Below are 18569 nucleotides of genomic sequence, written 5' to 3' on the forward strand. Positions count from 1 at the left end.
AGTCATTATACGAAGGCGCTTTTTACTTAATCGCAAGTGCTTCAGCGGTGCTGATCGTAGAACTTGGGTTTTGCGGCCTGTCGTAATCCTTGCAGCTCTTCCGCGTTAAGCGACTGTCCCGCAGCCGCTTGCACGGCATCCAGCAATTGCATCTCCGTTCGAATGCCTACCACAGCCGACGTAATGGCGGGTTGGGCCAGAGCAAACTGAATAACCACTTCGGCAGCAGTACGGGCAGGGTCTGCTACGGCGCGCACGGCCGAGGCGGCCTGTGCTACTTCCTCCTGCGCATACCCGAGGTAGGCCGTGGCCGGCTTCTTCACCAGCAGCCCCTGGGCGAAGCTGCCGCGGGCCAGCACGCCAATCTGATGCTCTTGCAGCAGCGCCAATATAGTTTCCTCGGGTCGCCGATCTAGCAAGCTGTATTGCATCATGACGCTGGCAATCTGCGAGCGCTGCACGTACTCCCGAATCACGTTGGGCCGGATAGAGGAAATGCCGTAATACCGGATTTTCCCTTGATGTACCAGTAGTTCAAAGGCCTCAATGGTTTCGTCGATGGGGTCTTCCAAGGTGCCCCCGTGCAGCTGGTAGAGGTCGATGTAATCGGTTTGGAGCCGTTGCAGGCTGTGCTCTACGGCCTTGAGAATGTACTCTTTACGCGGGTTCCAGTCCCAGCCGCTGCCGTCGGGGCGCCATTGGTTGCCCACTTTGGTGGCAATGATCACTTGGTCGCGCAGGCCGCGGAAGGCCCGTCCAACCGTGACTTCGTTGTCGCCTTTTTGGTACAAATCGGCCGTATCAAAAAAGTTAACTCCCTGATCCAAAGCCTGATGCAATAAGGCAGCATTGTCCCTCGGATCATCGCCCAACGACATGCACCCAAAACTCACCTGACTCACCCGCAGGCCGGACTTTCCTATTTGTTTATACTTCATGAGCTGTTGAATTGAGAAGGAGGCTTACGAAAACGGCTCCGGCGATGGCTAATTCCTGTTTTAAGCCCTCTACTTATAAGGATTTGCCATGCTAAATGGAGTTCATTTTCATAGGTTTTTCAGGATTTCATTTAAATAACCAACTGCAAGCCTAATTTTACGGCTTCCCTTTTTTCAGTCCTTTTTTCTAACAACACCGTTGGGTAAACTACAGTATAGAGTGCAAGCGCTCCTTGCGCTTTCCGGCTTGCCGGTAATTCTTTAGTTTCGCCCCGCAACCACCCTCTAACCAACTCTTATGGCAGAGTCTGCTGAGATTATCCTCGACGGGAAATCCTATCCCTTCCCCGTTTTTGAAGGCACCGAGCACGAAAAGGCAATTGACATTGCCAAGCTTCGCGACCAAACGGGCTATGTTACCATCGATTCGGGCTACAAGAACACCGGCGCTACCAAGAGCGCCATTACGTTTCTCGACGGCGAAGAAGGCATTTTGCGCTACCGGGGCTACCCGATTGAGCAGCTAGCCGAAAAGTCAAACTTCCTGGAAGTAGCGTATCTGCTGATCTATGGCACGCTGCCCACCCAAGCTGAACTTGATAGCTTCGCTCACCAAATCACGACGCACACCTTGGTGCACGAAGATGTACGGAAGATCTTCGACGGCTTTCCATCGGGGGCTCACCCCATGGGCATCCTTTCGAGCTTAATTTGCTCGCTCACTGCTTTTTACCCCAAAAGCCTTGATCCGAACCAGAGCCCGGAAGAGACCAACCTGAACATCATCCGCCTCATTGCCAAAATCTCGACGATTGCGGCTTGGTCGTATAAAAATTCGGTGGGCCACCCGCTCAACTACCCCCGCAACGACCTCGACTACTGCTCGAACTTCCTATACATGATGTTCGCCTTCCCTACGGAGAAGTACGAAATCAACCCGGTGGTAGTGAGTGCTTTAAACAAATTGCTCATTCTACACGCCGACCATGAGCAAAACTGCTCGACTTCCACGGTGCGTCTAGTGGGCTCGGCCAATGCCAGCCTTTACGGTTCGGTTTCGGCCGGTGTAAACGCGCTGTGGGGCCCGCTACACGGCGGGGCCAACCAAGAAGTGATGGAAATGCTGGAAGCCATTCAGGCCGACGGCGGCAACACGCAGAAATGGATCGATAAAGCCAAGGACAAGAACGACTCATTCCGTCTGATGGGCTTTGGCCACCGCGTGTACAAGAACTTCGACCCGCGCGCCAAAATTATCAAGAAGGCCGCCGACGATGTACTAACGGCGCTGGGCATCAACGACCCGTTGCTGACCATCGCGCAGGAGCTAGAGCAAGCGGCTCTCACCGATCCTTATTTCGTTGAGCGCAAGCTGTATCCGAACGTCGACTTCTACTCGGGCATTATCTACCGCGCCATCGGCATTCCAACGGAGATGTTTACGGTGCTGTTTGCCATGGGCCGCCTGCCGGGCTGGATTGCCCAATGGAAGGAAATGCGCGAGAACAAGGAGCCAATTGGCCGTCCGCGCCAGATTTATGTAGGTGAGTTGGAGCGCGACTACGTTCCCGTAGAGAAGCGTTAAGCAAGTTTAGAGCGTTCTAGAAACCCGCTCCCCAACTTGTATTTACTCCTACTTGAGCAAACGCCTCGGCCAAATGGCCGAGGCGTTTGTGTTGTAAGGGTAGGTTGAATATGCCGGACCCAATCAAAAGGCACTAACCTCAATTATACTTGCCTGTTTGATTTGTATACAAAGCTGTTTGATTCTTATTTCCTGTTGGTGAGTGTGTTGAAGACCTTTGTATCACGTCTTTAAGCCAAGCTAGCGCTAGCTTGGCTTAAAGACGTGATACCATCCACCTCAGCGGGCCTATTGGCCCAAAACAGCATCATGGCAGACAAAAAAGTATGGCTAATAACCGGCGCGGGTCGGGGCCTGGGTCTCGACATAACGAAAGCCGTGCTGGCTGCTAGCCACGCCGTAGTAGCTACCGGCCGCTCCAGGTTTCTTCCGCACTGAGTTGCTGACGGAGGAGTCTACTAACTTCGCAAACAACCCCATTACAGATTACGATGGCCGCCGCGAAGCGCAAATGGAGTTCTGGAAAGGCTATAACGGCCAGCAGGCCGGCGACCCGGCCAAACTCGCCCAGGCTCTATTGTCGATCGCCAGCCAATCAACGCCTCCTCGCCGCTTTCTGGCTGGGGCTGATGCCGTAGGCACTGCCGACCAAGTAGCTCGCGATCTACAGCAGCAAACCGACGCCTACCGGGATCCGTCTTCTTCTCTTGGTTACGACCAATAAACTGCCAGCAATTAGTGCTGCTGGAGGACCAAGGAAGCGGAATACCCGTACGTAAATCAACTCATGGCTACTCCACCCAACAACGTTGAACCCTCATGCAAGCTCCGGATATCTTTCCGCTCTCTTCGCTCAGCGGCGGCGAAATCACAGTCCTGACCATGCAGGAAGCGGAGTGTGGGATGGGGCATTACGACCGGCGCGACGTGTTCAAGTGTGTATTGGTTGTAAAAGGGGCTAACGCGCTCCACTACGCCACGCGCAGCTATGCCATCGACCAGCCCGCGCTGGTATTTACTAATCGCTTGGTGCCCTTTTCGTGGGAACCCGTTCAGGGCTCGGTAGAACAGGAAGGGTATATCTGCGCCTTCACCGAACCCTTCCTGCACTCGGCCATGCGCGGTATCAGCCTCAAGGAGTCAATGTTGTACCGTGTAGATGGCAACCCCGTGTATTACCTCGACGACGAGCCGCGGCGCTACCTGAGCGAGGTTTTTGCCCGCATGCGCCGAGACTTCGACTCCGACTATGCACATAAAGACGACCTGTTGCGGAACCAGCTCGCGCTCCTCGTCCACGAGGCAGCTCGGCTGCAGCCGGCTAGCCCCTATCCTACCGTAGCCACCAACGCGGCTGAGCGCGTCACAAACCTGTTTATGAGCTTGTTAGAAATCCAGTTTCCGGTAACTATGTCCTACCACGAGCCCATCCTGAAAAATGCGCAGGAGTTTGCTGACCGGCTGGCAATCCATGTCAACAGCCTCAACAGGTCGGTAAAAGAAGTCACCGGCAAGCCTACTACGGCTCATATTGCTGAGCGCTTCACCCGCGAAGCCAAGCTGCTTCTGCACCACACCGACTGGAGCGTAGGAGACATCGCCGATCGCCTAGGATTCGAGTATGCCACCTATTTTCATCGGTTTTTCAAGCTACACACGGGCACCACGCCTCTAGCGTTTCGCCAAGCAGCGTGAGAAATAACAAGCATCTCTGTTGCGGTATATATGCTACTCAACAAATCGACAACATACAGACATAAAAAAACGCCAGCTGATAAGGCTGGCGTTTTTTTATGATGTGACAAGGCGCACAAAATATTTTGTAACGCTTTTACTATCAATAAGTTACTAGCGAACATTAAGAGCCGTCATACTGGCTTTTGCCTCCGAGTACACCGCCATTTGACGGGGCCACAGAATAGCTGCCAAATCCCACTCGTAGTGATCCTGCACTTCGGCCAACCGCTGGTCGAGAGCAGCCGGATCGGCCGCAAGTTGCTTTTTCACGTTTTCTACTTCCGACAACATCCGCAGGTTCAACTGCTTTACCTTCACATACTGACCTTCGCTCAGGCGGGTTTTGTCGGCAATTTGGCGAGTCAGCGTTTTAGCGCGGGCTGCCACTGCAGGGGTGTCATTCGTAGCGGCCGTTGCGAGCACCGACGTGCTGAAAAAGGCACCTACCAACAGAAGAGAGTAAAGAGTATTTTTCATAGGAGTTGGAATGTGGGATGGATAAAGTGAAAGTAGACTGAGACTAGAATTGATGTATACGAGTATTTGAATACTCAGATCATCGTTAAATCCTGATTTTTATCACGATAGCAAGAAAAATCAGCCTCGTTCAGCAACCAAGTACTGTAGCAAAACTTCACGCTGCGCAGAAGGCTGTGTTCCTGCGCAACGTGTGTTTTTCTCAGTTTATTTGCTGGCGCTGCTTAATGCCATCTGGCTGTTGCGGAGTTGCTCGTAAGCGATAAGCTGCGTAGGCCGCAACAAAGCCGCAGTCTCCTGTTGGTAACGTCCCTGAGCGGTAGCCAGCTGTTGATCCAAGACAGCCGGATCGGCGGCGTAACGCGATTTGAGTTCGTCCATTTCTACTAGCATCCGCATATTGACCTGCTTCAGCTTGACGTACTGGCCCTCATCCAAGTGCATCTTATCAGCCATGGCGCGCGTGAGGGTAACGGCGCGGGCTTGAATGGTGGTAGGAACCTCGGGTTCCGTTTCGGCGTGCGCAACGACAGTCGCCTGCAAGCTCAGGAAGAGACTAGCCAGAATGTAAATTTTTTTCATATTACAGAACGGTGGAGGAAGCTTGAAAAGTTAAAAACTCGGTTTTTGAATGTGCTAAGAATGCATTTGGATTAAGTCCGTCTGCCTTCTATCACTATCGCTAGTGAATGCTCAAACATAACACTTTATTTTAACAAAAAAAGGATTTTTTATAACTATTTACCAGTAAAAATTGAACAATAGCAGTATAATTGTCTGGTTACCAGAATGATATTAGTGATATAAAGAAGGAATACTACAATATAAAAAAGCCCAGCTTTAATTGGGCTGGGCTTAGAATAAGACAGAAAATAGAATTCTCTCAGAGGATTCGAAATTCAATGCGGCGGTTCTGCTGCCGATGCGCGTCTGAATCGTTTGCGGTTAGCGGTTTGGTCTCACCGTATCCTTTGTAGCGCAAGCGGGCCGCGGCTACCCCATGGCTCACTAAGTAATCATACACCGAGCGCGCCCGGTTCTGCGACAACACAATATTGTCAGCGTCGGCGCCTACGTCGTCGGTGTGGCCCGAAATCTCCACTTGCACGTCTTTGTACTGCTGCATAAACTGAATAAGGCGATTCAGCTCCGTGCGGGATTTCGGCTTCAAGGTGTACTGCTTGGTATCGAAAAACAGGTTATTGAGCACAATACTGCGCCCGGCGCGCATGGGCTCCAAATAAATATCCAGCGTAAGCGGGTCGAACGTGCGCTTATCGGTGTAGTCGAAGCTCAAGCTCTTCATGAGATACTTGTCGGCAGCGGCGTACATGGCGTATTGCCGTCCTTCGTTGAGCACAACCGTATAGTCGCCGTTTTCCGGGTCGGAGGTTACGTATTGCGTAAGCTCGTCAGTGCCCAGATCGTAGAGCTGCACATCGGCCTGAATGGGCTTTTTGGTTTGGGCATCGTACACCCGGCCTTGGGTGTAGGTACTGGTTTCGCGGGCGCGAACTTCTGGCGGCACCTCAAACCCAAACAGCTCGACGGGTCGGTCCCGCTCCGCTTTAACGCCCGGCTCTGAGGCCCGCGAGCGCGAACAAAATCCGCGACGGTTGTCAGAAGTGATGAAAAGCGAGGCTTCGTTTTCAAAAGTATTGAGCGGATAGCCTAGGTTTTGGGGATCACTCCAATTCTTGTTGGGTTGCATTTCGCACCGATACACGTCAAGCCCACCCATACCGACTAACCCGTCGGTGACATAGTAAAGCGTGGTGCCGCTGGCGTGGATAAAAGGCGCCATGTCTTTGCCGGAAGTGTTCACCGGAGCGCCCAAGTTGCGGGCCGGGCTCCAGGTGCCATCGGCCTGAAGGGTGGTGACATAAATATCTTCCTGCCCCTTTCCTCCACGTCGGGTCGAGGTAAAGTAAAGCGTACGACCGTCGGCCGAGAGCGTAGGCTGCGAATCCCACTCCACAGAGTTCACATTGCGGCCCAGGTTTTGCGGATTACTCCAAGTATTACCCGTGCGCCGTGAAATATATAAGTCACAGCTACCCAATGAGTTAGGGCGATTACAGGAAGTAAAGACCAACGTTTTGCCATCCCCTGAAATCGAGCCTGCGCCCTCGTTATAGGGTGAATTAATGATGGGGGAAATCGAAGCCGGCGTGCCCATCGAACCATCTTTGTTCTGCCGGGCGACCATAATGTTCTCGTCGGCGGAGTCATCAGGACTGGCTTTGGCTGTGAAAATCAGGAACTGATTGTCTGCCGTGAGCGCTGGGAAGTATTGGTAATAAAACGTGTTGAGTGGCCCGCCCAAACGTACCGGGGTGATTCCCACGGGTTTAGCCATCGCGCTCAGCGCAAAAGTGCAGTTTTCGAGCTGGCGCTGGGCCCGAACGGTGCTGCGTTGCGCTTTGGAGGCCGTTTTGAGGTATTTCTTGTAGCTGTCAGCAGCCACTTGGTACTCCCCGAAGCTCATCGCCAATTCGCCTAGGGTGTAATAATCGTTGGAGCGCGCCGGGTTGAATGACATTTTTGCCAAGCCATCGCGGTAGGCTTCAAAGGCCGGCTTGTTTTCCCCCATTGCCTTCAGCAGAGACCCCTTCAGCACATACGGCTCCCCCAGCGAGGGGAACTTTTGATTGAGCAAGTCCAGCGTTTCGATTGCCTTGTTGAAGTCACGGCCCTTCGCCTGCGACTGAGCTTTTTCCCACAGATTGCGGGCTTTGGAGTTGGTAGTTGACAATTGCGTTTGCGCCATCGCCTGAGAAGCAGATAACGCACCGAACGCAAGTAACAGCCATACCGGAATGGGTAGCAAACAACGCATAGGGCGGGAAGCTACGGAATATCAAGATACTTGTGCGTCTGCAAGGATACCTGCCAACGCGGATTTTGCTTGACGTAATCCACGATCAGGGGCGTCATTTGGGCGGCGCGGCCCCACTCAGGTTGCAGGTACAGGCGGCAATCCGAACTAACCTGCGCAGCATGTTCCTCGGCCCACGCAAAGTCACTTTTGTTGAATATGACCACCTTTAATTCGTGAGCCTGACGCAGCACGTCGGGCAAGGGGGCCTTGAACTTCTTGGGTGACAAGCAGATCCAGTCCCACTCGCCCGAAAGCGGATGCGCCCCAGAGGTTTCAAGCCACGTCTGGCAGCCAGCCTCGTGCAAAGCGTGCGTAAGCGAGGTCAAGTCGTGCATGAGAGGCTCGCCCCCGGTAATCACTACGTTGCGACCCGGATAGGATGTTGCGGCCTCCACGATCTCGGGAATGGCAACGCGTGGGTGCTGGTCGGCGTCCCACGACTCCTTGACGTCGCACCAGTGACAACCGACGTCACAGCCACCTAAACGCACAAAATAGGCAGCCCGGCCGGTGTTATAGCCTTCGCCTTGAATGGTATAAAACTGCTCCATAAGGGGCAGTGCAAGCGCCCCTGTCCCGGAGGAAAGCATGGGCGTCGACGTTACGGGAAGTTCGTGCAGCAAAGCAAAAAATAAACAGATGTGCCGAATCGAAAGTAAAGCAACTGCCAACCAACCGCAGCAAGTTCCCTTACTTCCGGTTAGCCTTTACAAAGTAGCACATAATCAGGCTAGTTGAAAGCCTGGAAACAAAAAAATAGGACTCTACCGGGGATACACTTCGCCTTTTGCTGCCCGCAACGTATTGAGCAGCAGCATAGCAATGGTCATGGGCCCGACTCCACCCGGCACCGGAGTGATGTAGGAAGTTTTAGGAGCCACTTCGGCAAAATTCACGTCGCCCTTCAAAGTAAAGCCCGACTTTTTGGAAGCATCCTCTACTCGCGTAGTGCCCACATCAATCACTACTGCACCGGGGCTTACCATATCGGCCGTCACAAACTCGGGCCGGCCTAGCGCGGCTACCACGATATCAGCTGTACGGGTGATTTCGGCCAAGTTACGCGTACGGGAATGGCATAAGGTAACGGTACAGTTACCAGGCTCTAAGTTCTTGGCTAATAGAATGCTAACCGGAGTACCCACGATGTTGCTACGCCCGATCACTACGCAATGACGACCATTGGTTTCGATGCCATAGCGGCTTAGCAGCTCCACGATTCCAGAAGGCGTAGCAGGCAGCAGCGCCGGCAGCCCCGCTACCATTCGCCCAATGTTCATCGGGTGGAAACCGTCCACATCTTTCTCCGGCCGAATCGTTTCGATGACTTTTTCGGAAGAGATGTGGGCCGGCAGCGGCAACTGCACAATAAAGCCGTCGATGCTTGGGTCGTGGTTAAGCTCCTCTACTTTCGCCAGCAATTCCGCTTCGGTAACGTCGTCTTCGTAGCGAATCAGCGTTGACTCGAATCCCACGCGCTCACAGGCCAGCACCTTGTTGCGCACGTAGGTTTCGGAGCCGCCGTCGTGCCCAACAAGAATAGCCGCCAAGTGCGGCACTTTCTTTCCAGCCGCTTTCAGCTGCGCTACCTCAGCAGCGATTTCAACCTTGATATCTTCAGCCGTTTTCTTGCCGTCGATGAGCTGGTAGGTAGTCGAAACTTCGGGAGTAGTGGTCATGCGTGTTGCTTTATACTTGGTCCGTTTTATGTTTGGCTTCGTGGGAAGTAATAGCAGCGGCACCTTCAGCCAGAATGGCTTTTTCCATCTCCGGCCAATCATCGCGCCACCGAAACTTGCGCTCTTGTCCCTTGCGTATCTTTTCTAGCTGTGCTTCGCTCGTACAGTTCTTGGTGAGTTCTTTGGACATGTGTTGGGAATAATCATACGCTGCCCTTTCAAGAATTGTATGAGGTGAAAAGAAAATTTGAATCAGAAACAAGCATAAAAAAACGCGCCCTTGAGAGGCGCGTTTCTGACTTTAGTCAATTTTAAGAACGGCTAAAAAGGCTTCCTGCGGGATTTCGACGGAGCCTACTTGGCGCATCCGCTTTTTGCCTTCTTTCTGCTTTTCGAGCAGCTTCCGCTTCCGCGAAATGTCGCCGCCGTAGCACTTGGCAATAACGTTTTTGCGCAAAGCTTTCACCGTCTCGCGAGCAATGATCTTCTGGCCGATAGAGGCTTGGATGGCAATGTCGAACATCTGGCGGGGCAGCAACTCGCGCAGCTTTTCGCACAGACGCCGGCCCCAGTCATAGCTCTTGGAGCGGTGCACAATGGCCGAAAGTGCATCCACCTTCTCGCCATTGAGCATCACGTCAAGCTTCACCATATCCGACTCGCGGAAGCCGATCAGCTCGTAGTCGAGCGAAGCGTAGCCGCGGCTGATGGTTTTGAGCTTGTCGAAGAAGTCGAACACAATTTCCGACAGCGGCAGCTCGAACGTCAGCTCTACTCGCTCGGAAGTCAGATAGCTCTGGTTCTTGATGATGCCGCGCTTGTCCATGCACAGCGTGATGATGGCCCCCACGTATTCCGATGCCGTGATGATCTGGGCCTTGATGAAAGGCTCCTCGATGTATTTCATCAGGTTCGGCTCCGGCATTTCCGAAGGCGCATTCACGATCAGTTGCTGGTCTTTGTTACCAATAGCATGGAACTGCACCGAGGGCACCGTCGTGATCACGGTCATGTTGAACTCGCGCTCCAGGCGCTCCTGCACAATTTCCATGTGCAGCATGCCCAGAAAACCGCAACGGAAGCCAAAGCCAAGAGCAGCCGACGTTTCGGGCTCCCACACCAAAGCAGCGTCGTTGAGCTGGAGTTTTTCCATGGCCCCGCGCAGCTCTTCGTATTCGCTGGTTTCAACCGGATAAATACCGGCAAATACCATGGGTTTCACATCCTCGAAGCCATGGATAGCTTCGGCCGTGGGGTTGAGTACGTGCGTGATCGTGTCGCCGACTTTTACCTCGCGGGCTTCCTTAATGCCCGAAATCAGGTAGCCTACGTTGCCCGCCGCCATCTCGGGGCGGGGCTCCTGGTTGAGACCCAGAATGCCGATTTCGTCGGCGCCGTATTCCTTGCCGGTAGCCATGAAGCGCAGCTTATCGCCTTTGCGCATGGTGCCGTTCTTGATGCGGAAAAGCACTTCGATGCCGCGGTATGAGTTAAATACCGAGTCGAAGATCAGAGCCTGCAACGGCGCATCAGGGTCGCCTTTGGGTGCCGGAATCCGGTCGCAGATGGCATCCAGAATTTCCTTGATGCCAATGCCAGCCTTGCCCGAAGCCGGAATAATTTCTTCGCGGTCGCAGCCAATGAGGTCCACAATCTCGTCCGAAACTTCCTCCGGCATGGAGTGCGGCAAATCGATCTTGTTGAGAACCGGGATAATGGTCAGGTCGGAACCAATGGCTAGGTAAAGATTGCTAATTGTCTGAGCTTCAATACCTTGCGAAGAATCCACAATCAGCAAAGCGCCTTCGCAGGCGGCAATAGAGCGGGATACTTCGTAGCTAAAATCGACGTGGCCGGGCGTATCAATCAGGTTGAGCGTGTACTGCTCACCCTTGTACTGATACTGCATCTGGATGGCGTGGCTCTTGATGGTGATGCCCCGCTCGCGCTCCAGGTCCATGTTGTCGAGCAACTGGGCTTGCATGTCGCGCTTCGCCACCGTGCTGGTAAATTCCAGCAGTCGGTCGGCGAGGGTGCTCTTGCCGTGGTCTATATGAGCAATGATGCAGAAATTGCGAATGTTCTTCACTAGTGGGCTATTTTCCAACTGCAAAGGTAGGCAAAACGGGCTGGAAATGCTAAGCAGACCCACCGAAGCACTGGCTCAGGAGGTATGCAACCCCAGCTTCAAAACAAGGCCGATTCCCGGCCGACCCGGTTACTTTTTCTAGCAGTTGCCGCGCTGTATTATGCTGGTTACGCCGAAAAAACCGACCACTACCCGGAAAATTCCGTTGTTGAGAAGGTCCGCTTTCCTAATAAAGCAGCAGGGCCGCATCACTTAAAAATCAGTGTTATTTTACAAGTAATTGGTTGTCAATTATTTATAAAACAATGCTTTCGTAGCTTACTTCTGACCATTCTTTTTAAAAACTACAACCAACATGGGTATCACTCTCGAACAAGCACAAACCGCCATTCAGGCTGCTCACCAAAAAGCCCTCGACATGGGCGTCAAGATGAATATTGCCGTTGTGGATGCCGGCGCCAACCTTACGGCTTTTGTTCGGATGGACGACGCGTGGCTAGGCTCGGTGGATATCGCCATCCGGAAAGCCAAAACCGCCCGCTTCTTCGATATGCCTACCGGCGATCTGGGCAAGGCGTCGCAACCCGGCGGCTCGCTCTACAACATCGAGCACTCCAACGGCGGCCTGATCACCTTTCCCGGCGGCCTGCCGATTAAAGACAGCACCGGCCGCGTAGTCGGAGCCATTGGCGTATCGGGCAGCACCGTCGAAGACGACTACGCGGTGGCGCAGGCCGGCGTAGAGGCCATTTCGGGACTGTAACGCGCAAGTTTGGTTTGTCAAGATTGACGGGCCCCGACGCCCTAGCTGGACTTTAACCTCCTGCATCACAGTGCGTAGGCAAAGCTGCCGTTCTTTCCTATTCACCTAAACTCTTCCTGCCATGAGCGTACAACTGAATCCCGATGCCGTCGCGTTTGCCAAAAAGCTGATTGCCGACGGCAAACTGAAAAACGACCAAGGCCATTGGGGCCAGCACAACCCCGATTCGAGCGCCGAAAACAAGTTTTTGGACAAGCACGAAATTGCCGAGTATAGCCAGTGGCACCTCGGCCTCGACAAAAGCAAGGGCGAAGACACCAAAGGCCGCTACCATTTTCCCTACGGCGACTTCAAAACCGTGCACCGCGACGGTCTGATTGCCGCCAAGGAGCGCGCCGCCCAGCAAGGCTACTCCGACATTGAAAAGGCCGCCGACGAGCTTTTGCAAGCGCTTGAAAAGAAGGCCGCGAAGTAAATAACCAAGCCTTTAAACGCCACAGCTAGGCAGCTTTCGAGCCGCCCGACTGTGGCGTTTTTGCGTATCTTGAAGCAGGTATTTCCTTTTGTGCTTATGCGCCCTACAATCACCGAAGGCGTTATTACGCTCCGCAGCCCGGTGTTAGCGAAGATGTCGGACGACGAGTTTTTCGACTTCTGCCAGCTTAACTCCGATCTGCGCATTGAGCGCACCGCTAACCACGAAATCTTAATTATTTCGCCCACCGGCAGCCGCTCCGGCAAACGCCATGCTCGCCTCAATGGGCAGCTTTATACATGGTTTATTACAGCTAAAACAGGCGAAATATTCGACTCGAACACTGACTTCATCCTCCCCGATGGCTCCATGCTGTCGCCGGATGCTTCGTGGGTTTCGGCCGCCAAATGGAATGCGCCTACTACGGAGCAGCAGGACAAATTTGCGCCGGTATGCCCGGAGTTCGTGGTTGAGCTAAAGTCCGCTTCTGATTCCATAAAAACATTGCAAGCCAAAATGCTAGACTGGCTGCGCAACGGGGCGCAACTTGCGTGGCTTATCGTGCCCGAAACGGAAACCGCGTATATATACCGCCCCGACCGTACGGAGCCGGAAGTGGTGCAGGGGTTTGACAATGAGCTCTTTGGAGAGAATGTATTACAGGGGTTTCACCTGCGGTTAGCGGAACTGCGGTAGGTAGTAGTAATGAACAAGGTCGAAAGAGAACTGAGATATCTAGGCGAATCGATAGGGTCTGTACTCCTTTTTCAGAAAGAAGCCGCCTTGAAATTTATAAATGCATGTAGAACCGAAGAAATAGGCATTTGGGGAATCGACGGAGTTCGTATTGAAAATAGCTGTCTCGAATTAAGTTCTGAATACATACTGGATTTATCCTCAATATACCCACACTCCGACGATGCTTACGAGTTAGCCATAGACTTCTTGGAGGCAATAAACGAGAATATATACTATGAATTTATATGTACAGAATGAACCTACACTTTACACAACTCAATTAAAATCATTTGCAACAAAAGCCCCGCGCCACCCCGCCGGGGCTTTTTTCGTACCTTAGCCCTCCTATTTTCACCCCACCCACTCCGCTATGCAAGTAGCTCCTGTAGCTCCCTACAAACCCCAAAACCACATTCGCATCGTGACAGCGGCGGCGCTGTTCGACGGTCACGATGCAGCCATCAACATCATGCGCCGCGTGATCCAGAGCAGCGGCGCCGAAGTTATTCACCTGGGCCACAACCGCTCGGTGCAGGAAATCGTGGATTGTGCCATTCAGGAAGATGCGCAGGCCATTGCCATTACCTCGTACCAAGGTGGTCATAACGAGTACTTTAAGTACATGTATGACCTGCTCAACGAGCGCGGCGCCGGCCACGTGCGCATCTTTGGCGGCGGCGGCGGCGTGATTCTGCCCACCGAAATTGCCGAGTTGCAAGCCTACGGCATTGAGCGCCTGTACTCGCCCGACGACGGCCGCGCCATGGGCCTACAGGGCATGATCAACGACTTGCTTGCGCGCTGCGATTTCCCAACGGGCCAAAACCTGAACGGCGAAGCCGGGCACCTCAAGGAGAAAGACGCCCGCAGCATTGGCCGCCTGATTTCGGCCGCCGAAAACTTCCCTCAGGAGTTTGAGCGCGTCAAGAACCAACTCGTAGCCGATTTTCAGGAGCGCGAAAGCAATGAATCACAACTACTTGATAATCAACAAAATACACATAGAGCCCCGATTTTAGGAATTACGGGCACCGGCGGCGCCGGCAAGTCAAGCTTGGTGGACGAGCTGGTGCGGCGTTTCCTGAATGACTTCCCCGACAAGACGATCGCCATTATTTCCGTCGATCCGTCGAAGCGCAAAACCGGCGGCGCCCTGCTCGGCGACCGCATCCGGATGAACGCCATCAACTCGCCACGGGTGTACATGCGCTCGCTGGCCACGCGCCAAAGTAACCTCGCCCTGAGCCGCTACGTGCAAGACGCCGTAGATGTGGTGCGTGCGGCCCAGTTCGACCTGATCATCCTGGAAACCAGCGGTATTGGTCAATCAGACACTGAGATTATCGAGCACTCCGACGCGAGCCTGTACGTGATGACGCCCGAGTACGGCGCGGCCACGCAACTCGAAAAGATCGACATGCTCGATTTTGCCGATGTCATTGCCCTCAACAAGTTCGACAAGCGCGGTGCTCTCGATGCCCTGCGCGACGTACGCAAGCAGTATCAGCGCAACCACCAGCTCTGGGACAAGCCCCTGGACGAGATGCCCGTGTATGGCACCATCGCCTCGCAGTTCAACGACCCGGGCATGAACCGCCTGTATCGGGCTGTGATTGAGGTAATTAGCCAGAAGACTGGCATCGCTTTCGCCTCCCACCTCGAAACCACCAAGGAGGACTCGGAGAAGATTTACATCATTCCGCCTCACCGCACGCGTTACCTTTCCGAAATCGCCGAAACCAATCGCCAATATGACCAATGGGTTCAGAAACAGTCCGAAGTGGCCCAGCAGCTTTTCGGACTCGACCAAAGTATCGCCGCCGTCCGCAGCCTCGAAACCGGAGGATCTAACGGAAGCAGCGGGAGCCGCAGCGATCAACCAAACGCCGGATCAATCGTGGCCGGCCTGGAGAAAGCATTCCAGGAAATCAAGCTCCGGCTGGACGGCCAGAACTGGAAGCTCCTGGAAACCTGGCCGCAAAAGGTAAAAGCCTACCGCGACCCGGAGTTCATCTTCAAGGTGCGCGATAAAGAAATCCGCATCAAGACGCACACCGAAAGTCTTTCGCACCTCCAGATTCCGAAGGTGTCGCTGCCGCGCTACACGGCCTGGGGCGACCTTTTGAAGTGGCAGTTGCAGGAAAACGTGCCCGGCGAGTTTCCGTACACGGCCGGCGTGTTTCCGTTTAAACGCGAAGGCGAAGACCCGACCCGCATGTTTGCGGGCGAAGGTGGCCCCGAGCGCACCAACCGTCGCTTCCACTACGTATCGGCGGGCTTGCCAGCCAAGCGCCTGAGCACGGCCTTCGACTCGGTGACGCTCTACGGCGAAGACCCCGACATGCGGCCCGACATCTACGGCAAAATCGGCAACTCCGGCGTGAGCATCGCTTGCCTCGACGATGCCAAGAAGCTGTATTCCGGCTTCAACCTCGCCGACCCCATGACGTCGGTTTCGATGACCATCAATGGGCCCGCCGCGACGCTGGCAGCTTTCTTCATGAACGCGGCCATCGACCAGCAATGCGAGTTGTATATAAAGCAACACGGACTGGAAGCCGAGGTTGATGCCAAGATTAATGAGATTTATCAAGCTAAAGGCACGGCCCGCCCCCACTACCAGGGCGAGCTACCCACCGGCAACGACGGCCTCGGCCTGATGCTGCTCGGCGTTACCGGCGATCAGGTACTGCCTGCCGATGTGTACCAGCAGATCAAGGCCCGCACGCTTTCGCAAGTGCGCGGCACGGTGCAAGCCGACATCCTGAAGGAAGATCAGGCGCAGAACACCTGCATCTTCTCCACGGAGTTTGCCCTGCGCCTCATGGGCGACGTGCAGGAATACTTCATCAAGGAGAAGGTTCGCAACTTCTATTCGGTCTCGATTTCGGGCTACCACATTGCCGAAGCTGGGGCTAACCCGCTCACGCAGTTGGCGCTTACGCTGAGCAACGGCTTTACGTTTGTGGAGTACTACGTGAGCCGTGGCATGGACGTGAACGACTTCGCGCCCAACCTGTCCTTCTTCTTCTCCAACGGCATCGACCCCGAATACTCGGTGATCGGCCGGGTGGCGCGCCGCATTTGGGCCAAGGCCATGAAGCTGAAGTACGGCGCTAACGCCCGCTCGCAGATGTTGAAGTACCACATCCAGACCTCAGGCCGCTCGCTGCACGCCCAGGAAATCGACTTCAACGACATTCGCACGACGTTGCAGGCTCTCTACGCCATCTACGACAACTGCAACTCGTTACATACCAACGCCTACGACGAAGCCATCACGACGCCCACCGAGGAGTCGGTGCGCCGGGCTATGGCTATTCAGCTCATCATCAACCGCGAACTGGGCTTGGCCAAAAACGAGAACCCGCTGCAAGGCTCTTTCATTATCGAAGAGCTAACGGACTTAGTGGAAGAGGCTGTGTTACTGGAGTTTGACCGCATCACGGAGCGCGGCGGCGTGCTGGGCGCCATGGAAACCATGTACCAGCGCGGCAAGATTCAGGAGGAAAGCCTGCACTACGAGATGCTGAAGCACACTGGCGAGTACCCCATCATCGGCGTAAACACGTTCCTGTCGTCGAAGGGCTCTCCCACTATCATTCCGGCCGAGGTTATCCGGGCCACGGAGGAGGAAAAACAGTATCAGATTACGATGCTCGGCAACCTTCACGCCCGCAACGCAGCCGAAGCTCCGCAGCGCCTGAAGCACTTGCAGCAAGTAGCCGTAGCAAATGGCAACTTATTCGAGGAGCTGATGGAAACGGTAAAGTTCTGCTCGTTGGGGCAGATTACGAATGCGCTGTTTGAGGTAGGTGGGCAGTATAGAAGGAATATGTAATTAGCTCGTTTATGCTAATGTAAAAGGGTGCTACCTTATTGAGGCAGCACCCTTTTATTTGTTTAATACTTATTGTTTAATACTTAATCCTAAAGAAATGCATTCCCTATTGCCAGGCCCTAATGGTTGGAAGTTCGTCGAAACAGATTATGGTCAGGCTATGCAGCAGTATTCAGGTTTTGGCAAAGACATATTTAAGCACCTTGAACAAACTATTCCAGGAGTAATTTCTGCTTTCCGCTTCTTCCGTTCCACCACTTCTCAAACGGAGGATTTGTATGCCGTTTACGAAAAAGGAGAACTATCTTTTGCCGTTCAGTTGGACCCGGATTGCGAAGTGATTTGCCTTTGGAATTTAAAAGGTTTACACCACGAAATTGGCACTTGGGCATTAGATCCCTACGCTGAAGCTTTACAGTTTATTGAAGAATCACTTGCATAAGGACCCACAAATTGCCGCAGTGTAACTCGTGCCTAGACATGACAAAAAGGCTGCACCCATTATACAATAACTTGGCTATCAATCCATTGATTTATTTCACATGTTTCTTCGCAGAGCAACTCACCCTTTTTGTCAACTAGCGCACATGAAACAAAAGCTTCCTTTTTGTCAGGTGGTACTAGCAACGCTCCTGTTTGGGAGCTGCTCTGAAAACAAAACGCAGGGTGAGTCGGCAACGAACGACAGGTCCGCTCCGGCGGCCTCCCAGGCTAGCGCCGGCGACTCTGCACGGGTGAGTGGCAAGCCTTGCGACATCAAGCTGGATAACATCCATTTTACTAAGGCCATCAATGGTGCCGATACCTTGACGAAGGTGGATCAACAGGGGCGCATGGCATTTCGGGTCGGCGCGAAGAAAGACTTTTTCTGTGATCCCAACGACGGCAAACTGTCGAACAACACGGCGCCCATCCTGCTGGCGAAAGTGGACAACACCAAGCCCTTTACGCTGGTAGCCAAAGTGATTCCGGGCTTTACGCCTAAAGGGCTTTACAATGCCGGCGTGCTGTACATCTACGTAAACGATAAGTTTTGGCAAAAGCACTGCTTCGAGCAGGACGAGCGTGGCAACCACCGGATTGTGACGGTGCGCACCCAGGGCACTTCCGACGACAACAACCACGACGTGGTGAAAAGCCCGTCGGCGTACATGAAAATCTCGTCGGACACGCGCACGGTGGCCAGCTACTATTCGCTGGATAATAAAACCTGGCAACTGGTACGGCTCTACAAAAACAACTACCCCGCCGAAATCTGGATGGGAGTTAGTGCGCAGTGCCCCGTTGATACGGGCACCGTAAGCCATTTTGAGCAGATAAGCCTAACGCAAAACAGCGTCACTGATTTTCGGATGGGGAAATAGCC

At 53.7% G+C, this 18569-nt stretch carries 17 protein-coding genes; 9 read left to right on the plus strand and 8 right to left on the minus strand.

Features of this window, described 5'->3' with window-relative positions; translation table 11 throughout:
* Positions 1-41 precede the first annotated feature (41 nt).
* Entirely contained in the window at positions 42-938 is an 897-nt protein-coding gene (locus tag H9I52_RS10200; RefSeq protein ID WP_187453756.1) for an aldo/keto reductase, read from the minus strand.
* A gap of 298 nt (positions 939-1236) precedes the next feature.
* Here H9I52_RS10200 and H9I52_RS10205 point away from each other — a divergent pair, with 298 nt between their 5' ends.
* From H9I52_RS10205 to H9I52_RS10215, 3 genes are all read left to right on the plus strand, one after another.
* Positions 1237-2523, plus strand: coding sequence for a citrate synthase (locus H9I52_RS10205; RefSeq protein WP_139517313.1), 1287 nt, complete (start codon positions 1237-1239; stop codon positions 2521-2523).
* A gap of 439 nt (positions 2524-2962) precedes the next feature.
* Positions 2963-3247: a hypothetical protein gene (locus H9I52_RS10210; protein ID WP_222940446.1), complete on the plus strand. Its 285-nt coding sequence runs from the start codon at positions 2963-2965 to the stop codon at positions 3245-3247.
* A 95-nt stretch (positions 3248-3342) separates the two neighbouring features.
* The gene (locus H9I52_RS10215) at positions 3343-4218 is read left to right on the plus strand and encodes a helix-turn-helix domain-containing protein (RefSeq protein WP_187453757.1); all 876 of its coding nucleotides are present in this window, start codon (positions 3343-3345) and stop codon (positions 4216-4218) included.
* 153 nt (positions 4219-4371) lie between these two features.
* Here H9I52_RS10215 and H9I52_RS10220 read toward each other — a convergent pair whose 3' ends face one another.
* The 7 genes from H9I52_RS10220 to lepA all read right to left on the minus strand — a co-directional run bounded on the left by H9I52_RS10220 (position 4372) and on the right by lepA (position 11386).
* A complete protein-coding gene (locus H9I52_RS10220; protein WP_187453758.1) occupies positions 4372-4737 on the minus strand; it encodes a hypothetical protein in 366 nt (121 codons plus the stop codon).
* A 207-nt stretch (positions 4738-4944) separates the two neighbouring features.
* Positions 4945-5319: a hypothetical protein gene (locus H9I52_RS10225; RefSeq protein WP_187453759.1), complete on the minus strand. Its 375-nt coding sequence runs from the start codon at positions 5317-5319 to the stop codon at positions 4945-4947.
* A gap of 301 nt (positions 5320-5620) precedes the next feature.
* Entirely contained in the window at positions 5621-7576 is a 1956-nt protein-coding gene (locus tag H9I52_RS10230; protein ID WP_222940447.1) for an OmpA family protein, read from the minus strand.
* 11 nt (positions 7577-7587) lie between these two features.
* On the minus strand, positions 7588-8208 hold the full coding sequence (locus H9I52_RS10235; RefSeq protein WP_187453997.1) for a 7-carboxy-7-deazaguanine synthase QueE: 621 nt from the start codon (positions 8206-8208) through the stop codon (positions 7588-7590).
* A 174-nt stretch (positions 8209-8382) separates the two neighbouring features.
* Complete coding sequence (locus H9I52_RS10240) at positions 8383-9297, minus strand: bifunctional 5,10-methylenetetrahydrofolate dehydrogenase/5,10-methenyltetrahydrofolate cyclohydrolase (protein ID WP_187453760.1); 915 nt, start codon at positions 9295-9297, stop codon at positions 8383-8385.
* Between the two features lie 10 nt (positions 9298-9307).
* On the minus strand, positions 9308-9487 hold the full coding sequence (locus tag H9I52_RS10245) for a hypothetical protein (RefSeq protein ID WP_139517319.1): 180 nt from the start codon (positions 9485-9487) through the stop codon (positions 9308-9310).
* 111 nt (positions 9488-9598) lie between these two features.
* A complete protein-coding gene (gene lepA, locus H9I52_RS10250; RefSeq protein ID WP_187453761.1) occupies positions 9599-11386 on the minus strand; it encodes a translation elongation factor 4 in 1788 nt (595 codons plus the stop codon).
* A gap of 355 nt (positions 11387-11741) precedes the next feature.
* Here lepA and H9I52_RS10255 point away from each other — a divergent pair, with 355 nt between their 5' ends.
* The 6 genes from H9I52_RS10255 to H9I52_RS10280 all read left to right on the plus strand — a co-directional run bounded on the left by H9I52_RS10255 (position 11742) and on the right by H9I52_RS10280 (position 18567).
* Entirely contained in the window at positions 11742-12149 is a 408-nt protein-coding gene (locus H9I52_RS10255) for a GlcG/HbpS family heme-binding protein (RefSeq protein ID WP_187453762.1), read from the plus strand.
* Positions 12150-12270: 121 nt separating this feature from the next.
* On the plus strand, positions 12271-12624 hold the full coding sequence (locus tag H9I52_RS10260) for a hypothetical protein (protein WP_187453763.1): 354 nt from the start codon (positions 12271-12273) through the stop codon (positions 12622-12624).
* Between the two features lie 96 nt (positions 12625-12720).
* Positions 12721-13320, plus strand: coding sequence for a Uma2 family endonuclease (locus tag H9I52_RS10265; RefSeq protein WP_222940449.1), 600 nt, complete (start codon positions 12721-12723; stop codon positions 13318-13320).
* A 412-nt stretch (positions 13321-13732) separates the two neighbouring features.
* Complete coding sequence (locus H9I52_RS10270) at positions 13733-17203, plus strand: methylmalonyl-CoA mutase family protein (RefSeq protein WP_187453764.1); 3471 nt, start codon at positions 13733-13735, stop codon at positions 17201-17203.
* 97 nt (positions 17204-17300) lie between these two features.
* A complete protein-coding gene (locus tag H9I52_RS10275) occupies positions 17301-17645 on the plus strand; it encodes a hypothetical protein (RefSeq protein WP_187453765.1) in 345 nt (114 codons plus the stop codon).
* A 145-nt stretch (positions 17646-17790) separates the two neighbouring features.
* Positions 17791-18567: a DUF1349 domain-containing protein gene (locus tag H9I52_RS10280; protein ID WP_187453766.1), complete on the plus strand. Its 777-nt coding sequence runs from the start codon at positions 17791-17793 to the stop codon at positions 18565-18567.
* Positions 18568-18569 lie beyond the last annotated feature (2 nt).

Origin of the sequence: Hymenobacter sp. BT491, assembly GCF_014349165.1 — a bacterium.
In the GTDB taxonomy this organism is placed as follows: Bacteria; Bacteroidota; Bacteroidia; order Cytophagales; family Hymenobacteraceae; genus Hymenobacter; species Hymenobacter jejuensis.

Coding starts and splice junctions, on each gene's coding strand:
- H9I52_RS10265 (WP_222940449.1), top strand. CDS start 12,721: ATGCGCCCTACAATCACCGAAGGCGTTATTACGCTCCGCAGCCCGGTG.
- H9I52_RS10215 (WP_187453757.1), top strand. CDS start 3,343: ATGCAAGCTCCGGATATCTTTCCGCTCTCTTCGCTCAGCGGCGGCGAA.
- H9I52_RS10270 (WP_187453764.1), top strand. CDS start 13,733: ATGCAAGTAGCTCCTGTAGCTCCCTACAAACCCCAAAACCACATTCGC.
- H9I52_RS10225 (WP_187453759.1), bottom strand. CDS start 5,319: ATGAAAAAAATTTACATTCTGGCTAGTCTCTTCCTGAGCTTGCAGGCG.
- H9I52_RS10220 (WP_187453758.1), bottom strand. CDS start 4,737: ATGAAAAATACTCTTTACTCTCTTCTGTTGGTAGGTGCCTTTTTCAGC.
- H9I52_RS10280 (WP_187453766.1), top strand. CDS start 17,791: ATGAAACAAAAGCTTCCTTTTTGTCAGGTGGTACTAGCAACGCTCCTG.
- H9I52_RS10245 (WP_139517319.1), bottom strand. CDS start 9,487: ATGTCCAAAGAACTCACCAAGAACTGTACGAGCGAAGCACAGCTAGAA.
- H9I52_RS10235 (WP_187453997.1), bottom strand. CDS start 8,208: ATGCTTTCCTCCGGGACAGGGGCGCTTGCACTGCCCCTTATGGAGCAG.
- H9I52_RS10275 (WP_187453765.1), top strand. CDS start 17,301: ATGCATTCCCTATTGCCAGGCCCTAATGGTTGGAAGTTCGTCGAAACA.
- H9I52_RS10240 (WP_187453760.1), bottom strand. CDS start 9,297: ATGACCACTACTCCCGAAGTTTCGACTACCTACCAGCTCATCGACGGC.
- H9I52_RS10230 (WP_222940447.1), bottom strand. CDS start 7,576: ATGCGTTGTTTGCTACCCATTCCGGTATGGCTGTTACTTGCGTTCGGT.
- H9I52_RS10255 (WP_187453762.1), top strand. CDS start 11,742: ATGGGTATCACTCTCGAACAAGCACAAACCGCCATTCAGGCTGCTCAC.
- H9I52_RS10260 (WP_187453763.1), top strand. CDS start 12,271: ATGAGCGTACAACTGAATCCCGATGCCGTCGCGTTTGCCAAAAAGCTG.
- H9I52_RS10205 (WP_139517313.1), top strand. CDS start 1,237: ATGGCAGAGTCTGCTGAGATTATCCTCGACGGGAAATCCTATCCCTTC.
- H9I52_RS10200 (WP_187453756.1), bottom strand. CDS start 938: ATGAAGTATAAACAAATAGGAAAGTCCGGCCTGCGGGTGAGTCAGGTG.